Annotated in this window: 16 protein-coding genes; 10 read left to right on the top strand and 6 right to left on the bottom strand. The window is 70.6% G+C overall.

Translation table 11 applies throughout. The annotated features are described in order from the left end of the window. Nucleotides 1-65 precede the first annotated feature (65 nt). Nucleotides 66-359 carry an SPASM domain-containing protein gene (locus O145_RS19820; protein WP_169740318.1) on the top strand — a complete coding sequence of 98 codons (294 nt, stop codon included), beginning with the start codon at nucleotides 66-68 and terminating at the stop codon, nucleotides 357-359. A 603-nt stretch (nucleotides 360-962) separates the two neighbouring features. Here the strand turns inward: O145_RS19820 and O145_RS05070 are convergent. From O145_RS05070 to O145_RS05060, 3 genes are all read right to left on the bottom strand, one after another. Further along, on the bottom strand, nucleotides 963-1,922 hold the full coding sequence (locus O145_RS05070; protein WP_084682377.1) for a sulfite exporter TauE/SafE family protein: 960 nt from the start codon (nucleotides 1,920-1,922) through the stop codon (nucleotides 963-965). Between the two features lie 199 nt (nucleotides 1,923-2,121). Further along, nucleotides 2,122-3,120 (bottom strand): sugar phosphate isomerase/epimerase family protein, encoded by a 999-nt coding sequence (locus O145_RS05065; protein WP_043560518.1) that lies wholly within the window; start codon nucleotides 3,118-3,120, stop codon nucleotides 2,122-2,124. Between the two features lie 58 nt (nucleotides 3,121-3,178). Beyond that, nucleotides 3,179-4,384, bottom strand: a complete 1,206-nt coding sequence (locus O145_RS05060) for a Gfo/Idh/MocA family protein (protein WP_043560516.1) — start codon at nucleotides 4,382-4,384, stop codon at nucleotides 3,179-3,181. 836 nt (nucleotides 4,385-5,220) lie between these two features. Here O145_RS05060 and O145_RS05055 point away from each other — a divergent pair. From O145_RS05055 to O145_RS05045, 3 genes are all read left to right on the top strand, one after another. Then, entirely contained in the window at nucleotides 5,221-5,697 is a 477-nt protein-coding gene (locus O145_RS05055) for a peptidase inhibitor family I36 protein (protein WP_043560514.1), read from the top strand. A 282-nt stretch (nucleotides 5,698-5,979) separates the two neighbouring features. After that, nucleotides 5,980-7,101 (top strand): LacI family DNA-binding transcriptional regulator, encoded by a 1,122-nt coding sequence (locus O145_RS05050; RefSeq protein ID WP_043560510.1) that lies wholly within the window; start codon nucleotides 5,980-5,982, stop codon nucleotides 7,099-7,101. Nucleotides 7,102-7,395: 294 nt separating this feature from the next. After that, nucleotides 7,396-7,827, top strand: a complete 432-nt coding sequence (locus O145_RS05045) for a hypothetical protein (RefSeq protein ID WP_043560507.1) — start codon at nucleotides 7,396-7,398, stop codon at nucleotides 7,825-7,827. A 201-nt stretch (nucleotides 7,828-8,028) separates the two neighbouring features. Here the strand turns inward: O145_RS05045 and iolG are convergent, their stop codons facing one another. The 3 genes from iolG to O145_RS05030 form a co-directional block, all read right to left on the bottom strand. After that, nucleotides 8,029-9,018, bottom strand: coding sequence for an inositol 2-dehydrogenase (gene iolG / locus O145_RS05040; RefSeq protein WP_043560505.1), 990 nt, complete (start codon nucleotides 9,016-9,018; stop codon nucleotides 8,029-8,031). A gap of 198 nt (nucleotides 9,019-9,216) precedes the next feature. After that, nucleotides 9,217-10,293 carry a transaldolase family protein gene (locus O145_RS05035; protein ID WP_043560503.1) on the bottom strand — a complete coding sequence of 359 codons (1,077 nt, stop codon included), beginning with the start codon at nucleotides 10,291-10,293 and terminating at the stop codon, nucleotides 9,217-9,219. A gap of 245 nt (nucleotides 10,294-10,538) precedes the next feature. Next, nucleotides 10,539-11,285, bottom strand: coding sequence for a GntR family transcriptional regulator (locus tag O145_RS05030; protein ID WP_043560500.1), 747 nt, complete (start codon nucleotides 11,283-11,285; stop codon nucleotides 10,539-10,541). Nucleotides 11,286-11,524: 239 nt separating this feature from the next. Between O145_RS05030 and iolC the strand changes: the two genes are divergently transcribed. From iolC to O145_RS05000, 6 genes are all read left to right on the top strand, one after another. Then, the gene (gene iolC / locus O145_RS05025; RefSeq protein WP_043560498.1) at nucleotides 11,525-12,517 is read left to right on the top strand and encodes a 5-dehydro-2-deoxygluconokinase; all 993 of its coding nucleotides are present in this window, start codon (nucleotides 11,525-11,527) and stop codon (nucleotides 12,515-12,517) included. A 3-nt stretch (nucleotides 12,518-12,520) separates the two neighbouring features. Beyond that, nucleotides 12,521-13,399: a Cgl0159 family (beta/alpha)8-fold protein gene (locus O145_RS05020; RefSeq protein WP_043560495.1), complete on the top strand. Its 879-nt coding sequence runs from the start codon at nucleotides 12,521-12,523 to the stop codon at nucleotides 13,397-13,399. Beyond that, nucleotides 13,396-14,265, top strand: a complete 870-nt coding sequence (gene iolB, locus O145_RS05015) for a 5-deoxy-glucuronate isomerase (RefSeq protein WP_043560493.1) — start codon at nucleotides 13,396-13,398, stop codon at nucleotides 14,263-14,265. Before O145_RS05020 ends, iolB begins: the two co-directional genes overlap by 4 nt. A gap of 42 nt (nucleotides 14,266-14,307) precedes the next feature. Continuing rightward, on the top strand, nucleotides 14,308-16,215 hold the full coding sequence (gene iolD / locus O145_RS05010; RefSeq protein WP_043560491.1) for a 3D-(3,5/4)-trihydroxycyclohexane-1,2-dione acylhydrolase (decyclizing): 1,908 nt from the start codon (nucleotides 14,308-14,310) through the stop codon (nucleotides 16,213-16,215). 251 nt (nucleotides 16,216-16,466) lie between these two features. After that, entirely contained in the window at nucleotides 16,467-17,405 is a 939-nt protein-coding gene (locus tag O145_RS05005) for a sugar phosphate isomerase/epimerase family protein (RefSeq protein ID WP_043560489.1), read from the top strand. Between the two features lie 49 nt (nucleotides 17,406-17,454). Further along, nucleotides 17,455-18,462 (top strand): Gfo/Idh/MocA family protein, encoded by a 1,008-nt coding sequence (locus tag O145_RS05000; protein WP_043560487.1) that lies wholly within the window; start codon nucleotides 17,455-17,457, stop codon nucleotides 18,460-18,462. Nucleotides 18,463-18,591: the final 129 nt, after the last annotated feature.

Here is an 18,591-nt window from a genome sequence, read left to right as displayed (position 1 = left end):
ATTCTCGTGCCGGGCGACCCGAGAGCGCCAGCCCAGACAACGATTTTATTTAATTCCAGCCATATTTGGCTCCTGAGGATAAGGCAAAATATACTGGATGTGGCGCTGGCCGCGTTCTTTGTAGGATTACTGTTGATGGTATGGTTGCTCCCTGTGCGACTCTTCCGATGGCGGCTGGGAGTCTTCGTGAGCAATTATTGGAGGATATTTGGCTCGATCCGGTAGTCATGAAACGCATACGGGACCGCGGCAATATTACTGGAAACTGCGTAGGGTGCGATTTGCTGAACTCCTGTGGGGGATGTCGCGCTATGGCGTTGGCTAGCGATGCTTTAGGGAATCCTGTGTCAGGTACTTGACCAGGGGTGAGGGCCTGACTGGCCGGGCTCAGGGGTCCGCACCAATGGGGCCGGGTCCCTATGTCGCTGCGCCGGGGGCGCGCCGGTGCCCAGGGTGGACTTCTAGCCCCGTCCCGGTGTGCCCCCGTCCGCTACCGGTAGTGCAGGAAACGGGTTGAAGGAGGCGGTGCCGGCAGGCGGCAGGGGGGGGTATCTTGGCCGGTGCTGGGCGGTGCGCGAGGTTGCTCCGGAGGAGGTGAGCTGGACTGCCGGGCGCGTCTTGGACGGTTTTGAGAGTGTGTTTCGGGCTGTTCGTCTTGTTGTTCGGTACTCCTGGTCGGCCTCGCCCTAGTGTCCTGTGTCCCGGGACGGGGTCGTTTGCGATCGTGTATCGGCCCCGGCCTGGGGGCGGTATCCCGGGCGGTCTTGCTTCTGGCGGTGGTGGGCCATCTGTGAGGTGCCCGGTGTTTCTCGAATACGGATTCTTCCCACCACTGCCCGAGAAACACCAGGCACCTCGCACCACCCTGATGAGAAAACTTCAGTGGCTGTGAATGGGCGCTGCGGGGCGGGCACCTGCGGCGCGCCCAGCGTGGTTGGTCGGCGTCGTGGTTCAGCTCTTCCTCACTGCAGCAGGGGCAGGGCCGACAGGATCGTCAGCGCGATGACAATGGGCTCGAAGACCCTCTGGTCCATGCGGTCGGCCAGGCGCCGGCCCGCCAGGGCGAGGACGACGACCACGGGCGCCAGGACAGCGTCAAGGGCGAGGTGCTCGGGGCGGATAATGCCCAGGCTCAGGGAGAAGGGGAGCTTGGCGAGGTTGACGAGGAAGAAGAACCAGGCGGTGGTCCCCAGGAAGGCCTTGACGGGGTAGCGGCAGGCGAGGAAGTACATGCTCGTGACGGGGCCGCCGGCGTTGGCCACCATGGTGGTGAACCCGGCGAGGGCCCCGTACAGGATCCGGGCCGGCGGGCTGGAGCCGGCTCCGGAGCGGGAGCCGACGGCGTCGTCCGCCGGCCGGGGCGAGGGCGCGGGGGAGGGCCCGCCCGCAGGGCCCTCAGGGCCCGCGGCGGCGGCCGCGCCGGGCGCCGGGCGCGCGCTGCGGCGCCGCCCCCACAGGGTCGCGGCGATCAGGAGCAGGAGCACGACGCCGATGACCCGCCGTGTCCCGGTGTCGGAGGCCAGGCGCAGGAAGACGGCGCCGGCGAGGACCCCCACGGCGACGGCGGGGATCAGCCTGCGCAGCATGGTCACGTCGGCGTCGCGCCGGTAGGACCACACCGCGAGCACGTCCCCGACGAGCAGGAGGACGAGCATGACTCCCGTGGACTCCTTGGCCGGCAGGACCGCGGCGAACAGGGCGACGGCGATCGTGGCGGCCCCGGGCAGCACGGTCTTGGCCAGGCCGGTCAGGCAGGCCGCGGCCAGCAGGAGCAGCCAGCTGCCCAGCGTCAGGGAGGCCAGGCCGGCGAACCCGCCGGCCAGGCGGACGGCTTCGGGCGGGGCGGCGCCGAGCGCGGCCAGGGGGCCGGGGCCCTGGGCGGAGAGCGGTAGGAGCGTCGTCGTCGATGCGGCGGGAGTCATGCCTGAGATCCTATTCTTTTGTTCGGACAAAAGTGGGTATTTCTTCCGCGGTCGGATTCGTGCCGCGCGATCCGTGCCGCGCGAGTGGGCCGACGGCGCTGCGCGCGGCGCCGTCGGCCCACTCGGGTGCTCACTCCTCGTGGAGGAGGGCTCACTCAGGGGGGCGGATCCGCCGCCCCGGGCCGTGCTCACGCGAGACTCACGCCAGTGCGGCGGCCTCGAGCAGGTTCTTGGCGGAGATCTGGAGCCCCTCGACATTGCCGTACTCGGCGTCCTCGTGCTCGATGTTGACGTTCATCTCCGGGTTGACCCGGGCGATGGCCCGAAGGAACTCGGCCCAGTAGTCGGCGTCGTGACCCAGGCCGAAGGCGACGAAGCGCCAGGCCGGGTCCTTCGGCCACGAGTTGCACCAGTAGCCGTAGGCCACCGGGACCTTGCCCTCGGCCTCGGCCGGGACGTGCCCGAAGTCGGTGTCCAGCACGCCGCGGTAGGCCGCGCCGGGGAGGATCTTGGTGTCCTTGGCGTGGACGTGCCCCACGAGGCCCCCGAGGCGCCTGGTGGCCTCGATCGGCTCCATCTGCTGCCAGAACAGGTGGGAGGGGTCCATGTTGACCTTGATGTTGGTGGCGCCGGTGGCCTCGACGAGCCGCTCGAAGGAGGGGACGTTGAAGACCAGGTTGCGCGGGTGCAGCTCCAGGCAGACCTGCACGTCGTTGTCGCGGGCCAGGGCGTCGATCTCCTTGAAGAAGGGCACGACGACGCTCCACTGGTAGTCGAGGATCTCCATGTCGATGCCGTTCCACGGGTTGACCACCCAGGTGGGGTACTTCGCCGTGGGGTCGGTGCCCGGGGTGCCGGACATGGTGACGATCTCGCCCACCCCCAGCAGGCCCGCCAGGCGGATGGCGCTGCGGATGTCCTCGGCGTGCTTGAGGCCCTCGTTGGGCAGGGGCGAGGTGGGGTTGCCCGAGGTGTTGAGGCCCGACAGGACCATGCCCCGCTCCTTGAAGATGCCCAGGTAGTCCTCGCGGGCGGTGGCCGAGGCCAGCAGGGCGTCGACGGGGCAGTGCGGGGAGGGGATGAATCCCCCGACGTTGACCTCCGCGCCGGTCAGCCCCGCGTCCTTGAGGACGTCGAGGGCCTCGGGCAGGGAGCGGTCCTGGAGGCAGGCGGTGTAGGCGCCGTAGGTGAGTGCCATGAGTGGGCTCCTTACTGTGAGATTCTGTGAGAGGTGTTCGTGCGTGGTCGGTCGGGGCTCACTTGCCGAGCCCGGAGACGTCGATGGCGGCCCCGCCGGCGGCTGCCGAGCGGGCCACGGCGTCGGCGATGAGCATCTCGCGGTAGCCGTCGGCGAAGGTGGCGCAGGGCGGCAGGGCCGCCTCGCCGGTCACGCCGGCGACCTGCTGGAGGAAGGCGTGGGCCTGGTAGGTGAACTGCTCGATCTGTGTCAGGCCCACCCCGCCGAAGGCCATGGAGGAGCCCCGGGCGAAGTAGGGGAAGCCGGGGTTCACCAGGACGCGGCGGGCGCCGCCGAGGTCGGCGGGGGAGCTCGCGTCGTCGATCTTGATCTCGCCGCAGCGCGCCAGGTCCCACGAGGCCCGGCCTCTGGTGCCCAGGACGTCGACCATGAGCGAGTTCGGCAGGCCCCAGGCCACGCGGGAGCAGGAGAAGGTGCCGACGGCGCCGCTGGCGAAGCGGGCGGTGAAGGTGGCGACGTCGTCGTTCTCCACGGGCTCGTAGATGGCGTTGGCGGTGTCCAGGGCGGTGCCGCGGGTGACGTGCCCGGTGGCGACCGGGCGCTCGGTGATGGAGGTCATCATGGCGGCGCCGGAGACCGAGACGATGGGGCCGAGGATCGTCTCGGCGGTGTCGATGAGGTGGCTGCCGACGTCGCCCAGGGCGCCCGAGCCCATGGGGCCCTTGTAGCGCCAGGCCATGGGGGCGGTCGGGTCCACGCCGTAGTCGCACCAGTAGCGGCCGTCGAAGTGGTTGATCTCGCCCAGGTGTCCGGAGGCGACCAGCTCGGCGAGCTTGGCGACGGCGGCGTTGCGGCGGTAGGTGAAGCCGACGGCGGTGACGACGCCGGCCTCCTTCTCGGTCTCGGCCATGGCGCGGGCGTTCTCCAGGGTGTCCGCCAGGGGCTTCTCGCACAGGACGTGCTTGCCCGCGCGGATCATGGCCTCGGCGATCTCGCGGTGCAGGGCGTTGCCCACCACGATGGAGACGATGTCGATGCTGGGGTCGTCGGCCACGTCGCGCCAGTCGGTGACGGCCCTCTCGTAGCCGTAGCGCTCGGCGGCGTCCGTGGCGAAGGGCTCGTAGGCGTCGGCGATGGCGGCCAGGCGGACCTCGGGCAGGCCCAGGTCGAAGACGGTGCCCACCTGGCGCCAGGCGTTGGCGTGGGTGGTGCCGGCCATGCCGGCGCCGATGACGGCGACTGACAGGGGGGTGCTGCTGCTCATGGGTGTTCTGTCCTCGTTGACTGGTGAGCGCGCGCCTCGCAGTGATTCACGCGCGTGAACATGTGGCACCAGTATGGGCGCGGGGGCGGGGGTTGTCAACAGTCTGCGGTGTCGATCTTGCCGATTCGTCAGGACAAACCGCCCCACCCGCCCTCCCTGGGGCCCTCCCGTCGCCTCGGCCCTCTCGCCTCCTTCGTCGAGACCGGTCGTATTCCGTGTCGAGATCGGTCCGACGGACCGATCTCGACACGGGGCGGGTGCGGGGTGGGTTCTGGTCGACTGATGTCGAGAAGACGTTCGGCTCCCCCGGCCTGCGGAGCTGCTGTCCGTCAGAATGACATTGGCCGTTCGGGCCGCCGAGGTGCTGGCGAAGAACCGCGTGTTTGCAGGGATCCCTCCAGGGCGCGCGATACCGGATCTCCCTAATGTCATTCCGGCGGACATCCGGTATCCGGCTCATTGGTTCGCGTGCGGGCCGCAGCCCAGGTGCCGCGGTCGAGGGGGCGATGGCCGGGAGAGCCGGCCTATGGGCGCGAGCCGGACGGAGGTGGACGGCCTTCTGGGGCCGATCGCCCAGTCGTTGACGAGGATTTCGGATACTGGTCTTCGGCGGAGCCCGTGTCGGTTGGGCTCAGTTTTTAGCAGAAAAATGCTATTGCGTCAAGGGCAGGCCTTCCTCTGGTGGGCTGCTCCTCTCACCCTTAGCCTTTTGCCGTCGGGTACCCGACAGCGACGTCGACGTGAAAGAACATGCTGCGGAGCGCCCCGGGCCCGGGGCGCTCCGCAGGCAGACCAGTGCCCGCGCAGGCGGGACGCTCGCAGAAAGGATTCTTATCATGATCAACAAGCTCGCCCCTTACGCCGCCGGCGCCGCAGCCGTCCTCGCTCTCGCTGCCGGCGCTCTGTCCGCTCACGCTCCTGCCGCACAGGCCTTCTACTGGCCTCCGGATCCGACGCCGACGCCGACGCCGGCTCCGGATCCTCCTGCGGAGCGCAACGGCGTGTGCGAGGACGGCGAGGTCTGCTTCTACTACAACAGCAATTATGAGGGGTCGGTATCGGACTTCCCCTTCTCCGTTGAGGACTACGGGACCTCTCAGCCCGGCTGCTATGACTTCAAGGGCCCAGGTCAGGGCCAGGGCGAGTGCATCAAGAATGAGGCGGCCTCGGTCATCAACCGCACCGATCAGCCCGTGACGGTCTACTTCAACTCCGGCTACAGGGGGACCGCCCAGGTCATTCCCGCCCACTCCTCCGCCAACCTCGGCGACACCTTGAAGAACGACAACGCCTCCCACCTCATTGGCGGATAGCTCCGACAGCGGACAGCTTCAACTCGCGGTCCTCGTCCTCTTCGTAATCCGCAGGATCCCCCGGTGAGAAGAGCCTCAGCGGCTCGGCCGCCCAGGCGTCTTCCTGGTCGATCTCGGAGTGCGCTATCAGGACATGCTCAACGCCGCGGGCGCGCCCCGCCCCGCCGCAACCGGCCCAGCGGCGTTCCCGGCGGGCGGTGCTCCCCGGGCACCGGGTACGCTGCGCAGCGGGCCGCGCCCGTCGCACGGCCCTGACGGGTTCACGACAGGGAAAGGGGCCGCATGCCCGCACCGCGCCGTCGTCGGGTCACCATCTCCACCGTCGCTAGGCGCGCCGGCAGATCGGTGTCCACCGTCTCCGCCGCCCTCAACAACGCCCCCGGGGTCGCGTCCTCCACCCGGCAGGAGATCCGCGACATCGCCCACCAGCTCGGCTACGAGGCCGACCCGAAGGCGCGCCTCCTGCGCCGGGCGAGCACCGGCCTGATCGGCGTCTCCTTCGTGGCCGGCCAGGCCTTCCAGGTCGAGCTCGTCGACGCCCTCTACGCCGCCTGCGAGCGGCGCGGGCGCGACATCGCCCTGTCGGCCGTCACCGGCAGCCGGGACGAGACCGAGGGCGTGCGCGGGCTCCTGCGGGAGCGCTGCGAGTCGCTCGTGCTGGTCGACTCCGCCGTCGAGGACGCGCTGCTGCGGGAGGCGGCCGCCGTCATGCCCGTGGTCCTCCTGTGCCACGACACCGGGGTCCCCGGCGTCGACGTCGTGCGTTCCCAGGACGACGTCGGGGTGCGCGCGCTCGTGGAGCACCTGCTGTCCACGGGCAGGCGCCGCCTCGTCCACATCGACGGCGGGGGCGCCTCCGCGGCCCCGGTGCGGCGCCGGGTCTTCACCGAGGTCCTCGCCGAGCGAGGCCTACCGGCGTCCGTTGTGGCGGGCGGCGACGACGAGGAGTCCGGCACGCGCGCGGCCTCGGCTCTGGCCGCCCGGGGCGTGCTGCCGCAGGCGCTGGTCTGCTTTAACGACCGCTGCGCCCTCGGCGCCGTCCTGGAGCTGCGGCGCCGGGGCCTGCGGGTTCCCGAGGACGTAGCCGTCACCGGCTACGACGGCATCCCCTTCTCCGGCCTGTCCGCCCTCGACCTGACGACGGTGCGCCAGGACGCCCCCGTGATCGCCGACGTCGCGGTGCGTCGGGCCGTGGCGGGCATGGAGAGTATGGCGGACTCGGCGGGCTCGGCGGGCACGGTCTCCCGGCCGAGCGGCGGCGGGGGCCCCGAGGCGGACCCCGACCAGGGGCTGCCGGGCGGCCTGCCCGCGGGCGTCGTCGTCGATCGGCTGCCCGGGGGCGGCGCCGTCTACTCCGTGCGCCCCCACCTGCTCGTGCGGGGCTCCTCGGCGCCGAGCTCCTGAGGCCGGTTGTGCGGAAGCTCTGCTGGGTCTGTGCCGGCCGGATGGCGGGCGTGCGCTGGTTGATGGGCGGCCGTTGGGCGCCTGGAGTGATCCCCCCCCGGCGGGTGGGGGCGGTGCGCCGCAGCCCGAAACCCGAGACGGAAGGCACTGGATCCCCCCGGCGGGTGGGGGCGGTGCTGGGGGCTGTGGGGATGCTGCCGGGGCTGAGCGGGTGGGAGAACCTCATAGTGCTCGCCGTTGGGAGCGGCCTGTCGCGGGAGGCGGTCGGTGAGTGCCTGGAGGAGGCGGGTCTGGGTGCGCACGCTTCTGCGCGAGCGGGTGTCGGGAGGCGGCGCCGTGCTCGTCTCCTCCCACCTGCTGGCCGAGCCGTCCCAGGTGGCGGACCGCTATGTGGTGATCGACTATGTGGTGATCGACCGGGGCCGGGTGCTGGCGCAGGCGAGTCGCGCCGAGCTGGCGGCCGCCGCCGTGTCCTGCGCCCTCCTCGGCCTGGTGTGCGTGGGAGCCTGCGCGGCGGCGCGCTCGACCCTGGCCGCGCTCACCGCCGTCTTCGCCCTCCTCGCGGCCGGACACGTCGGCGGGCTCCTCGCCGGCCGGCTTCACGGCCCAGCCCAGGCGCTCGCGGCGCCCCGGCCCTTCTCCGCCCTGCCCGCCGTCAACTCGGCCGACAGGACGACCCCGGCCTCCGGGGTCTCATGGGCCGTGCTCGCCGTATGGCGGCGGTAGCCTGGATCGGCCTGCGCCGAGCCACCGCGCCCTGACCGGGACGGAAGGGCCTGCCCGCCGTGGCCGCCCGCCGCTCCCGACGGCTGGCCGCACCGGGGGCCGGCATGACGCCGCACCCGTCTCGAGCCCAAGACGGCTCGGCCGCGAGAGGGCGCAGCACCCCCGCGGCCGAGCCGTGCGTGTGGCGGGCCGGCCGGTCCGTCAGGCGACGCTCACCGGCTTGCCGGTGCGGGCCGACTCGGTGGCCGCCTCGGCCAGGGCGAGGGCCCTGACGGCGTCGTCAATGGTCGTGGGCGTCGGGGAGCCCTTCTCGACGGCCTCGATGAAGGCGGACAGCTCCAGGCGGTAGGCGTCGGCGTAGCGCTCGAGGAAGAAGTCGAGGTACGGCTCCTGGGCGTCGGTGACCTCGGCGTTGGACAGGCGCACCGTGGTGGCGCGGATGTTCTCGGCGAAGAGCGCCCCGCCGCGGCCCGAGGCCTCCAGCCGCTGGTCGTAGCCCGAGGCGCAGTGGCGGTTGTTGATAATGGTCGCCACCGCGCCGGAGGCCGCCCTGAGGGTGACGACGGCGGCGTCGAAGTCCCCGGTCTCCTTGATCGCCGGGTCCAGGTTCTGGCCGGCGGCGTAGACCTCGGTGATCTCGCCCAGGAAGAAGCGGGCGGTGTCGAAGTCGTGGATCGTCATGTCGCGGAAGATGCCGCCGGAGACCTTGATGTACTCCACCGGCGGAGCGGCCGGGTCGCGGCTGATGATCGTCAGCTGCTCCAGGTCGCCGACGCGCCCGTCCCTCACGGCCGCGTGCACCGCCGCGAAGGACGGGTCGAAGCGGCGGTTGAAGCCGAACATGACGGGGGTGGCGACGGCGTCGAGCTCGGACTTGACGGCCTCGACGTCCTTCATGTCCAGGGCGATCGGCTTCTCGCACAGCACGGCCTTGCCCGCCCTGGCGGCAGCCAGCAGGTGGGGGATGTGCAGGGGAGTGGGGGAGCCGATGATGACGGCGTCGACCTGCGGGTCGGCGAAGACCTCCTCGGCCTCCTTGCACGCCCGGGCCCCGTACTGGTCGGCGAGTTTCTGGGCGGCGTCGTCGATGGGGTCGCACACGACAGCGAGGGCGGCGTCCGGGTGGGCGGCGATGGTCTTGGCGTGGACGTGGCCGATGCGGCCGGCGCCGATGACGGCGATGTTCAGCATGTCAGGACTTCCTTGTAGTGAGCGGTGCTGGTGTTCTAGTGGTTGGCGGTGGTGGATGCGGATGGTGACGCGCGTCAGCACTGGGCCCGGGAAATCCCGACGTCGGCCGGGGCGGGCACGGCGCAGCGGCCGGCCGGGGCGGGCACGGCGCAGCGGCCGGGACCCCCCGACCGACGTCGGGAGATCATGGCCTCGGGCTCACGGCTGGGGCATGATGACGTCGCGGACCAGCGTGTCCAGGTCGGCGTCGGCCTGGAGGAAGCCGCGCAGGGTGCGCACGGTCGCCCCGTAGGTGTCGAACTCCTCGGGAGTCATGCCGTCGGGCTCGTAGGCGCGCACGAACTCGGGGATGGACTTGAGCGTCTTCATGATCTCCGGCGCGACCGGAACGTCCATGCGGGGCTCGACCTTGTAGCCGGAGTCGTTGATGAGCCTCTGCCACTTGAAGGGCGGGGAGATGACCACGTCCCCGCCGACGAGCTCGGACCAGTGCATGACGTTGCGGAAGGCGGCCGACAGCGGGCGTGCGCGCAGGCCGCGGGACTGGAACTCCTGGTAGGCGCGCTTGAAGGCGGCCACGCCGGCCCACTCCAGGTGGCCCGGGTCGAGGAAGAGGTTGTCGCGCTTGGCGACGATCTTGATCCAGTCGTCCAGGCGGCCGACCATGAGGGTGACCACCGGGCCCATGGTGGAGATGTCCTTGCCCTCGGCCTCGCGGCGCTTGAGGCCGCGCTCGATGGCCTCGCCCGTGGCGACGGCCTGCGGCACTGAGAAGGAGACCGTCACGTTGACGGACACGCCCCGGTAGGTGGCGTCCTCGATGGCCCTGACGCCCACGGAGGTGGCCGGGATCTTGACGATGATGTTCTTCGTCAGCTTGGAGAACTCCTCGGCCTGGTCCGCCAGGGCCTTGGCGCTGCGAGCCAGGCGCGGGTCGGTCTGCATGGACAGGCGCCCGTTGCGGCCCCTGTGCTCCTCGAAGGCGGGCTCGAGCAGCTTGGCGGCCTCCATGCTCAGCTCGCGAACGACCTGCCAGCCGATCTCGGACTCGGTCGCCTCGGGCATCTCCTCGGCCAGCTCGGCGATGCGGGGCAGCCAGCGGTCCTTCTTCAGGTTGATGCAGGTGTAGGCGATGGTCGGGTTGCAGGTCGCGCCGACGCCGCCGAAGGAGATCGACTGGCGGAGCTCATCGGGATCCGCGGAGTCGTTCCACAGGGCGGTCGGCGTGGTGCGAGAGGCCTCAAGAAGGGGGCCGGGTGTGTAGTCATTGCTCATCGGCATACTCCATGGGGGTGATCGGCCGCGGGAGGCGTCGTCGCCGGTTGCGGCTCTTGCGCCCCATTCAAGTGGCACACGGCGCAGATGTCAAGAATTTGTCCATACAAATCGGGGCGGTTGGCGGTTCGGTCGGAGCGACGGGCGGCCTGCTCGCTGCGGGCGCCGGCGAGCCGAACCGATCTCGGTGCGGAAGTGAACCGATCTCGGCAAGGGAGCGGGGCGGGAGGTGCGGGCCCGCGCGGCTAGGCGTTGAAGAGGGTCGTCTCGAAGGAGTAGCGCGAGGCGCGGTAGACGTGCGTGCCGTACTCGATGACGGTGCCCGAGGAGTCGTAGGCCGTGCGGGTGACCGTCAGCAGGGCCGCGCGGCGCTTCTCGTCGAGCGCCTCGGCCTCGGCGGGCGTCGCGTTGCGGGCGCCGATGGACTGCGTGGCGGTGGAGGGCACCACGCCCTGGGTGCGCAGCAGGTTGTAGAGCCCGTCCTGCTCCAGCTCCTCGTGGGAGGGGGCGATCGCCGCCGGCAGGAGGTTCTCCATCAGGGCGATCGGCTCGCCGTCGGCGCTGCGCACACGCTTGATCCTCGTCACGTTCGTGCCCGGCTCGATGCCGAGGTGCTCCGCCTCCTCCTCGTCGGCCGGGTGCATGGAGTACTCGGTGATGGATGTGGATACCGCGTGCCCGTTCTTGGTCAGGTCCGCCAGAAGACTCGACAGCTCCATCGGCCTGCGCACGTGCGGGGAGGTCACGACCGTCCCTGCTCCGCGCCGTCGCGAGATGAGGCCGCGGTCGACGAGGCGCTGAAGCGCCTGTCTGGTGGTGGGGCGCGAGACCTCCAGGCGCCGTGCCATGGAGACCTCGTCCTCGATGCGGGTGCCGGGTGCCAGGGTGCCGTCGAGGATGAGGGCGGCGAGCGCCTCTGCGATCTGGCTGTAGAGCGGAACATCGCTCGTACGATCGATGGCGATGTTGGGCTGGAACGGTGTGATGGGCATGGGAGTTCCCTGAAGTCAATGGGGCAACTCATAATACAGACAGTGAGCCGCCGCGTCGTCATCGGGCGTGTTCGGTTGTGTCCGGCTGCCGGCCCGGTGTCGAGCCCGGCTGCCGAGATCCAACCCGGATTTGTTCGGACAAACCTCTTGACGGGGACGCGTCGGTGCGGCAGGCTGTGGGCATCGGCTCGCCACGAGCCCCGCGACACACCCGCCCCGATGATGTGGAAGGGACCATTATGACCGCCCCTCTTCAAGCCCCGCCACTCGATGTTCTCACCATTGGACGCTGCGGCGTCGACATCTACCCGCTCCAGATCGGGGTGGGACTGGAGGACGTGGAGTCCTTCGGCAAGTTCCTGGGGGGCAGCCCGACCAACGTCGCTGTTGCCGCCTCCCGCTACCGCCACCGCTCGGCCGTCGTCACCGGCGTCGGCGACGACCCCTTCGGGCGGTTCGTGTGCGCCGAGATGCGCCGCCTGGGCGTCTACGACGACTACGTCGTCACCAAGCCGGAGTTCAACACGCCCGTCACCTTCTGCGAGATCTTCCCGCCCGACGACTTCCCCCTCTACTTCTACCGCGAGCCCTCCGCCCCCGACCTGGAGCTGACCGAGGAGGACGTCCCCCTGGGCGCGGTGCGCGATGCGCGGATCTTCTGGGTCTCCGCCACCGGGCTGAGCAAGGAGCCCTCCCGCTCCGCCCACAACGCCGCCCTGGAGGCCCGCGGGCGCAAGACGCACACCATTATCGACCTGGACTACCGGGCCATGTTCTGGCCCGATGAGGCCACCGCCCACGAGGCCGTCTCCGCCGTCCTGCCCAGGACGACCGTGGCCATCGGCAACCGCGAGGAGTGCCGCGTCGCCGTCGGCGAGACCGAGCCCGAGCGCGCCGCCGACGCCCTGCTCGACGCCGGCGTCGAGCTGGCCATTGTCAAGCAGGGCCCGCTCGGGACCCTCGCCAAGACCCGCGACGAGCGCATCGAGATGCCCGTGACCCCGGCCACCACCAAGAACGGCCTGGGCGCCGGCGACGCCTTCGGCGGTGCCGTCTGCCACGGGCTGCTGTCGGGCTGGTCGCTGGAGAAGACGATCTTCGCGGCCTCGACCGCCGGAGCCATCGTCTGCGAGCGCATCGAGTGCTCCACCGCGATGCCCGCCGAGCCCGAGCTGCTCAACGTCATGCGCGCCCACCGCGACCAGTGCGCCCCGAACCTCAAGGACCTGTGACATATGCCCCCCACCCCGCTGACCGACAGGATCGTGGACATCCGCGCCCACGCTCCCGAGCGCATCGCCCGGACGCTGGCCGACCGCCCCCGCGGGACCCTCCCCGAGGGCGACGGCAAGCTCATGATCATCGCCTGCGACCACCCCGCCCGCGGCGCGCTCGCGGCCGGCGGCGCCCCCATGGCCATGGCCTCGCGCGAGGACGTGCTGGCCCGCTGCGTGACCGCCCTGGACCGGCCCGGCGTCAACGGCTTCCTGGGCACCGCGGACATGATCGAGGACCTCGCCCTGCTCGGCGCCCTGGACGGCAAGCTCGTCTACGGCTCCATGAACCGCGGCGGGCTGGCCGGCGCGGCCTTCGAGATGGACGACCGCTTCACCGGCTACGACGCCCGCGGGGTCGCGGACGCCGGGCTCGACGGCGGCAAGATGCTGCTGCGCGTCAACTACGAGGACCCCAGGACCGCGGACACGCTCGCCGCCTGCGCCCGCGCCGTCGACGACCTCGCCGAGCGGGGCGTCATGGCCATGGTCGAGCCCTTCATCTCGCGGTGGAGCGACGGCAGGGTGGTCAACGACCTCAGCCCGGACGCCGTCATCGCCTCCATGGCCATCGCCTCCGGCCTGGGGCGCACCAGCGCCCACACCTGGCTCAAGCTGCCCGCCGTGGCCGACATGGAGCGCGTCACGGAGGCCTCCACGCTGCCCGCCCTTATCCTGGGCGGCGCGGTGAGCGAGGACCCGGAGGCCGCCCGCGCCTCCTGGGCCAGGGCGCTGGCCCTGCCCACCGTCAAGGGACTGGTCATCGGCCGCTCCCTGCTCTTCCCGCCCGACGACGACGTCGCCGGCGCCGTCGACAACACCGTAGGACTGCTCTCATGACACTCGACATCCACGTCCCCGCCGGCTCGACCGGCCACGACTCCCTCACCGTCGACATCTCCGCCGCCGACGCCGGATGGACCTACTCCGGCCTGCGCGTGGCGGTCCTGGAGGCGGGGGAGACCCTCGCCCTGGAGACCGGCGACTACGAGCTCCTCGTCCTGCCGCTGGCGGGCGCCGCCGCCGTGGAGACGGGCGGCGAGACCTACGAGCTCGCCGGGCGCTCCGGCGTGTTCGAGGAGATCACCGACTCCCTCTACGTGCCGCGCCGCACCTCCTTCACCCTCACCTCGGCGGCGGGCGGGCGCTTCGCCCTGCCCGCAGCGATCGCCGTGCGCGACCTGCCGGTGCGCCACCTGGGGCGCGACCAGGTGCGCACCGACCTGCGCGGGGCCGGCGACTGCTCGCGCCAGGTCAACAACTACGCCCTGAACAATGGGGTCGAGACCTCCCACCTGCTGTGCTGCGAGGTGCTCACCCCGGGCGGCAACTGGTCCTCCTACCCGGCCCACAAGCACGACCGCAGGGGCGCCGACGAGCGCGAGCTGGAGGAGATCTACTACTTCGAGATCGCCCCCTCGCCTGCCGGGGACCCCGGCTTCGGCCTGCACCGCACCTACGCCTCCGATCCCGGCAGGCCGATCGACCTGTGCACGGAGGTGCGCGACGGCGACGTCGCGCTCGTGCCCCACGGCTACCACGGCCCGTGCGTGGCCGCCCCCGGCTACGACATGTACTACCTCAATGTCATGGCCGGACCCGACGAGGACCTGGCCTGGCTCGCCCCCGACGACCCCGCCCACCACTGGATCCGCGGCACCTGGGAGGACCAGGAGATCGACCCCCGCCTGCCCATGACCCGCTGATCGACGCACCGCACCGACAACCACCAGAGAAGAGCGCACATCGTGAGCAATGAAGCCTACGCCGGCACCATCCGCCTGACGGTCGCCCAGGCGACCATCCGGTTCCTGACCAACCAGTACACCGAGCGCGACGGCGTCGAGCACCGCCTCATCGCCGGCGCCCTGGGCATCTTCGGGCACGGCAACGTCGCCGGCATCGGCCAGGCGCTGCTGCAGAACGAGATCGCCCCCGACCCGGGCGAGGGCGAGATGCCCTACATCATGCCCCGCAACGAGCAGGGCGCCGTCCACGCCGCCTCGGCCTTCGCCAAGGTCCGCAACCGGATGTCGACCTACATGATCACCGCCTCGATCGGCCCCGGCTCGCTCAATATGGTCACCGGCGCGGCCCTGGCCACCACGAACCGCGTCCCGGTGCTGATCCTCCCCTCCGACCAGTTCGCCACCCGGGTCCCCGACCCGGTCCTCCAGCAGCTCGAGGACCCGACCAGCCTCGACGTCACGGTCAACGACTGCTTCCGGCCCGTGGCCCGCTTCTTCGACCGGATCAACCGCCCCGAGCAGCTCATCCCCTCGCTGCTGAACGCCATGCGGGTGCTCACCGACCCGGCCGAGACCGGCGCCGTCGTCCTGGCCATGCCCCAGGACGTCCAGGCCGAGGCCCACGACTGGCCCGTCGAGCTGTTCCGCAAGCGCGTGTGGCACGTGCGCCGGCCCGTGCCCGAGCCCGCCGCCCTGGAGCGCGCCGTCGCCCTCATCAGGGCGGCCAGGCGCCCCATGGTCATCTCCGGGGGCGGGACCATCTACTCCGAGGCCTCCGAGCAGCTGCGCGCCTTCGCCACCGCCACCGGCATCCCGGTGGCCGACACCCAGGCCGGCAAGGGCGCCATCAGCTACGACCACCCCTGCGCCATCGGCGGAGTGGGCTCCACCGGCGGGGACTCGGGCAACCACATCGCCGACAGGGCCGACCTGGTCATTGGCGTCGGCACCCGGTACTCGGACTTCACCACCGCCTCCAAGACCCAGTTCAAGGACCCGGGGGTGCGCTTCGTCAACATCAACGTCACGCCCTTCGACGCCGCCAAGCAGAGCGCCGAGATGGTCGTGGCCGACGCCCGCGAGGCCCTGACCGCCCTGACCGCGGCCCTGGAGGGCTACCGCGTCAGCGAGGACTACTCCCGCGAGATCGCTGCCGAGCGCGAGTCCTGGTTCGCCAGGACCGAGCGCTGCTACCACCTGGGCCACGGGCCGCTGCCCGCCCAGACGGAGGTCTTCGGCGCGCTCAACGAGCTCATGGGGGACGAGGACATCGTCATCAACGCCGCGGGCTCCATGCCCGGCGACCTGCAGGCCCTGTGGCAGGCCAGGACGCCCGTGCAGTACCACGTGGAGTACGCCTTCTCCTGCATGGGCTACGAGATCCCGGCGGGCCTGGGCTGCAAGCTCGCCCGCCCCGAGTCCGAGGTCGTCTCCATCGTGGGCGACGGGACCTACCAGATGCTCCCCATGGAGCTGGCCACGGTCGTCCAGGAGAACATCAAGGTCATCTACGTGCTCCTGCAGAACTACGGCTTCTGCTCCATCGGGGCGCTCTCGGAGTCCCACGGCTCGCAGCGCTTCGGCACCAAGTACCGTCAGCGCGGCGCCGGCTCCCACCTGGAGGACACCGAGAACGTCAAGGGCGTGGACATCGCCGCCAACGCCGAGTCCTGGGGGCTGAAGGTCTACCGGGTCTCCAGCATCGAGGACTTCAAGAAGGCCTACGCCGAGGCCCACGCCGGCGACGAGGCCGCGATGATCCACATCGAGACCGACCTGTACGGCCCCAACCCGCCGGGATCCTCCTGGTGGGACGTGGCGGTCTCGGGCGTCTCCCGCCTGGAGTCCACGCAGAGGGCCTACGAGCAGTACCTCCAGGACCGCAGGCCTCAGCGCCACTACCTGTGAGGCCCTGCGGCCTCGTGGAGGCCCTGCGGGACGACGGCGGCGGGCCCCGCGCACGCGTGGGACCCGCCGCCGGGGCCGTGGGGGGCGCGGGCGGCCCGCGGCGGCGTGCGGCTCCCGGGCCGGGCGGAGACGGCCGGGGCGAAAGCCGGACAAATTTGTCAGTACAAAGATCTAGCGTGTCGGGGTCGGATTCGTTATCCTGAGTCATGTCCGAAACGATTCGGATGTAACCTCGATGAGGAGCGACAACGATGTCTGAGCCATCAAAGGCTGTCAACACGACCAACCCGAAGTACTCCAAGCTGACCATCGGCGTGTGCCCCGACCAGTGGGGCGTGTGGTTCCCGGACGACCCCAAGCAGATGGCCCCCCGCCAGGCCTGGCAGGAGATGGCCGAGGCCGGCTTCGAGGTGATCGAGACCGGGCCCTTCGGGTACTTCCCGACCGACCCCAAGGAGCTCCAGAAGTGGTGCGACGAGTTCGGCATGCGCGTCGTCGCCGGCACCGGCTGGGGCATCCTGCACAAGCAGGAGGCCTGGGAGACCACGCTGAGGACCTTCCGCGCCATCGCCGAGACCCACGCCGCCGTCGGTGCCGAGTACATCGTCCACCTGCCCCCGCTCTACCGCGACGACAAGACCTGGGAGTGGACCGACGACCGCGTGCTCAGCGACGACGCCTGGAAGCTCTACGTCGAGCACGCCAACGCCCTGGGGCAGATGCTCCTGGATGACTACGGCCTGAAGATGGTCCTGCACCCGCACGGCGACTCCCACATCGAGACGCCCGAGGAGATCGCCCGCATCTTCGACGCCACCGACCCCGCCTACGTCAACCTCTGCCTGGACTCCGGGCACGTGGTCTACGGGGGCGGCGACCCGATCGAGCTGTGCAGGAAGTACCCCGAGCGCATCACCTACGTCCACATCAAGGCCTTCGACGAGGACATCACCCGCGAGGCCCACGAGAAGGACTGGCCCTTCGGCGAGGCCGTCACCAAGGGCGCCTCGGTCTGCCCGCCGGCCGGCCTGCCCGAGATGCACGCCTTCGTCGACGCCCTGGCCGAGCTCGACAAGCCCCTCTACGTGATCTGCGAGCAGGACTGCTACCCCTGCGACCCGTCCTTCCCCAAGCAGAACGCCATCAACATGCGCACCTACCTGGCCGAGTGCGGTCTGGGGCTGGCCTGACCGCCGCCGCGACCACTCCGGCGATCGCTCACGGAAGAGAGATACACACATGACCGTTCGCATTGGACTCATCGGCGCCGGCGGCATGGGCCGCGCCCACCTCGCCCGCATCACCAACGACCTGTCGGGCGGCCGGATCGTCGCCGTCGCCGACATCAACCACGACGCCGCCGTCTCGGCCGCCGAGCCCTACGGGGCCAGGGCCTACGACTCCTCCGAGGAGCTCATCAACGACCCCGACGTCGACGCCGTCGTCATCGCGACCTTCGGCAAGGTCCACGCCCCCGACGTCATCAGGGTCATCGAGGCGGGCAAGTACGTGCTGTGCGAGAAGCCGCTGGCCACCACGGCCGAGGACTGCATCAAGATCATGGAGGCCGAGCAGAAGGCAGGAAGGAAGCTGGTCACCGTCGGTTTCATGCGCCGCTTCGACGCCTCCTACAATGAGATGAAGGCGGTCCTCGACTCCGGCGACCACGGCTACGCCACGCTCGTCCACTGCCGTCACCGCAACCCCTCGGTGCCGGAGAGCTACACGACGCGCAACATGATCGACGACACCGCCATCCACGAGATCGACATCTGCCGGTTCCTGCTGGGCGAGGAGATCGTCTCCGTGCGCGTGGACGCCCCGCGCTCCACCTCCCACCGCTTCGACCACCTCCGGGACCCGCTGGTCCTGGTGGCCAGGACGTCCTCCGGCGTCCTGATCGACGACGAGGTCAACGTCAACATCCAGTTCGGCTACTCCATCGAGTGCGAGCTGGTCATGGAGACCGGCACGGTCCGCCTGGGCGACCAGGAGAAGGTGCACGTGCGCGACCTGTCGGGCGACCGCAACGCCATGTGCCAGTCGCACATCGACCGCTTCCAGGCGGCCTTCAACCAGGAGTTCCAGCAGTGGATCCGGGCCGTCGAGCGCGACGAGCACACCGGCTCCACCGCCTGGGACGGCTATGCCGCCACCTGCGTGGTCGACGCCGGATTGGAGTCCCTCGACGGCGACGGCCGCGAGGTCGCCGTGACCATGATCGACAAGCCCGCCTTCTACGCCTGAGGGCCGACTGCGGGGCGGCACCTGTCGCCCGCCGGCAGCCGCCGGCACCGCCCTCGCGCCGGACGAGCAGCCGGCGCGGGGGTGCCGGGCCGCCGGGCCCGGACCCGGGGCGGTGAGCCCCGGCCTGCT

The sequence above is a fragment of the Actinomyces israelii DSM 43320 genome, from assembly GCF_000711965.1.
Lineage (GTDB): Bacteria > Actinomycetota > Actinomycetes > Actinomycetales > Actinomycetaceae > Actinomyces > Actinomyces israelii.
This window is presented reverse-complemented; position numbering and strand designations above follow the sequence as displayed.

Bases quoted from the DNA above. Each gene is read 5' to 3' on its own strand.
- O145_RS05065 (WP_043560518.1), bottom strand. From the start codon at position 3,120: ATGGCACTCACCTACGGCGCCTACACCGCCTGCCTCCAGGACCGCTCC.
- O145_RS05055 (WP_043560514.1), top strand. From the start codon at position 5,221: ATGATCAACAAGCTCGCCCCTTACGCCGCCGGCGCCGCAGCCGTCCTC.
- O145_RS05035 (WP_043560503.1), bottom strand. From the start codon at position 10,293: ATGAGCAATGACTACACACCCGGCCCCCTTCTTGAGGCCTCTCGCACC.
- iolC (WP_043560498.1), top strand. From the start codon at position 11,525: ATGACCGCCCCTCTTCAAGCCCCGCCACTCGATGTTCTCACCATTGGA.
- iolG (WP_043560505.1), bottom strand. From the start codon at position 9,018: ATGCTGAACATCGCCGTCATCGGCGCCGGCCGCATCGGCCACGTCCAC.
- iolB (WP_043560493.1), top strand. From the start codon at position 13,396: ATGACACTCGACATCCACGTCCCCGCCGGCTCGACCGGCCACGACTCC.
- O145_RS05020 (WP_043560495.1), top strand. From the start codon at position 12,521: ATGCCCCCCACCCCGCTGACCGACAGGATCGTGGACATCCGCGCCCAC.
- O145_RS05030 (WP_043560500.1), bottom strand. From the start codon at position 11,285: ATGCCCATCACACCGTTCCAGCCCAACATCGCCATCGATCGTACGAGC.
- O145_RS05050 (WP_043560510.1), top strand. From the start codon at position 5,980: ATGCCCGCACCGCGCCGTCGTCGGGTCACCATCTCCACCGTCGCTAGG.
- O145_RS05070 (WP_084682377.1), bottom strand. From the start codon at position 1,922: ATGACTCCCGCCGCATCGACGACGACGCTCCTACCGCTCTCCGCCCAG.
- O145_RS05060 (WP_043560516.1), bottom strand. From the start codon at position 4,384: ATGAGCAGCAGCACCCCCCTGTCAGTCGCCGTCATCGGCGCCGGCATG.
- O145_RS05000 (WP_043560487.1), top strand. From the start codon at position 17,455: ATGACCGTTCGCATTGGACTCATCGGCGCCGGCGGCATGGGCCGCGCC.
- O145_RS05005 (WP_043560489.1), top strand. From the start codon at position 16,467: ATGTCTGAGCCATCAAAGGCTGTCAACACGACCAACCCGAAGTACTCC.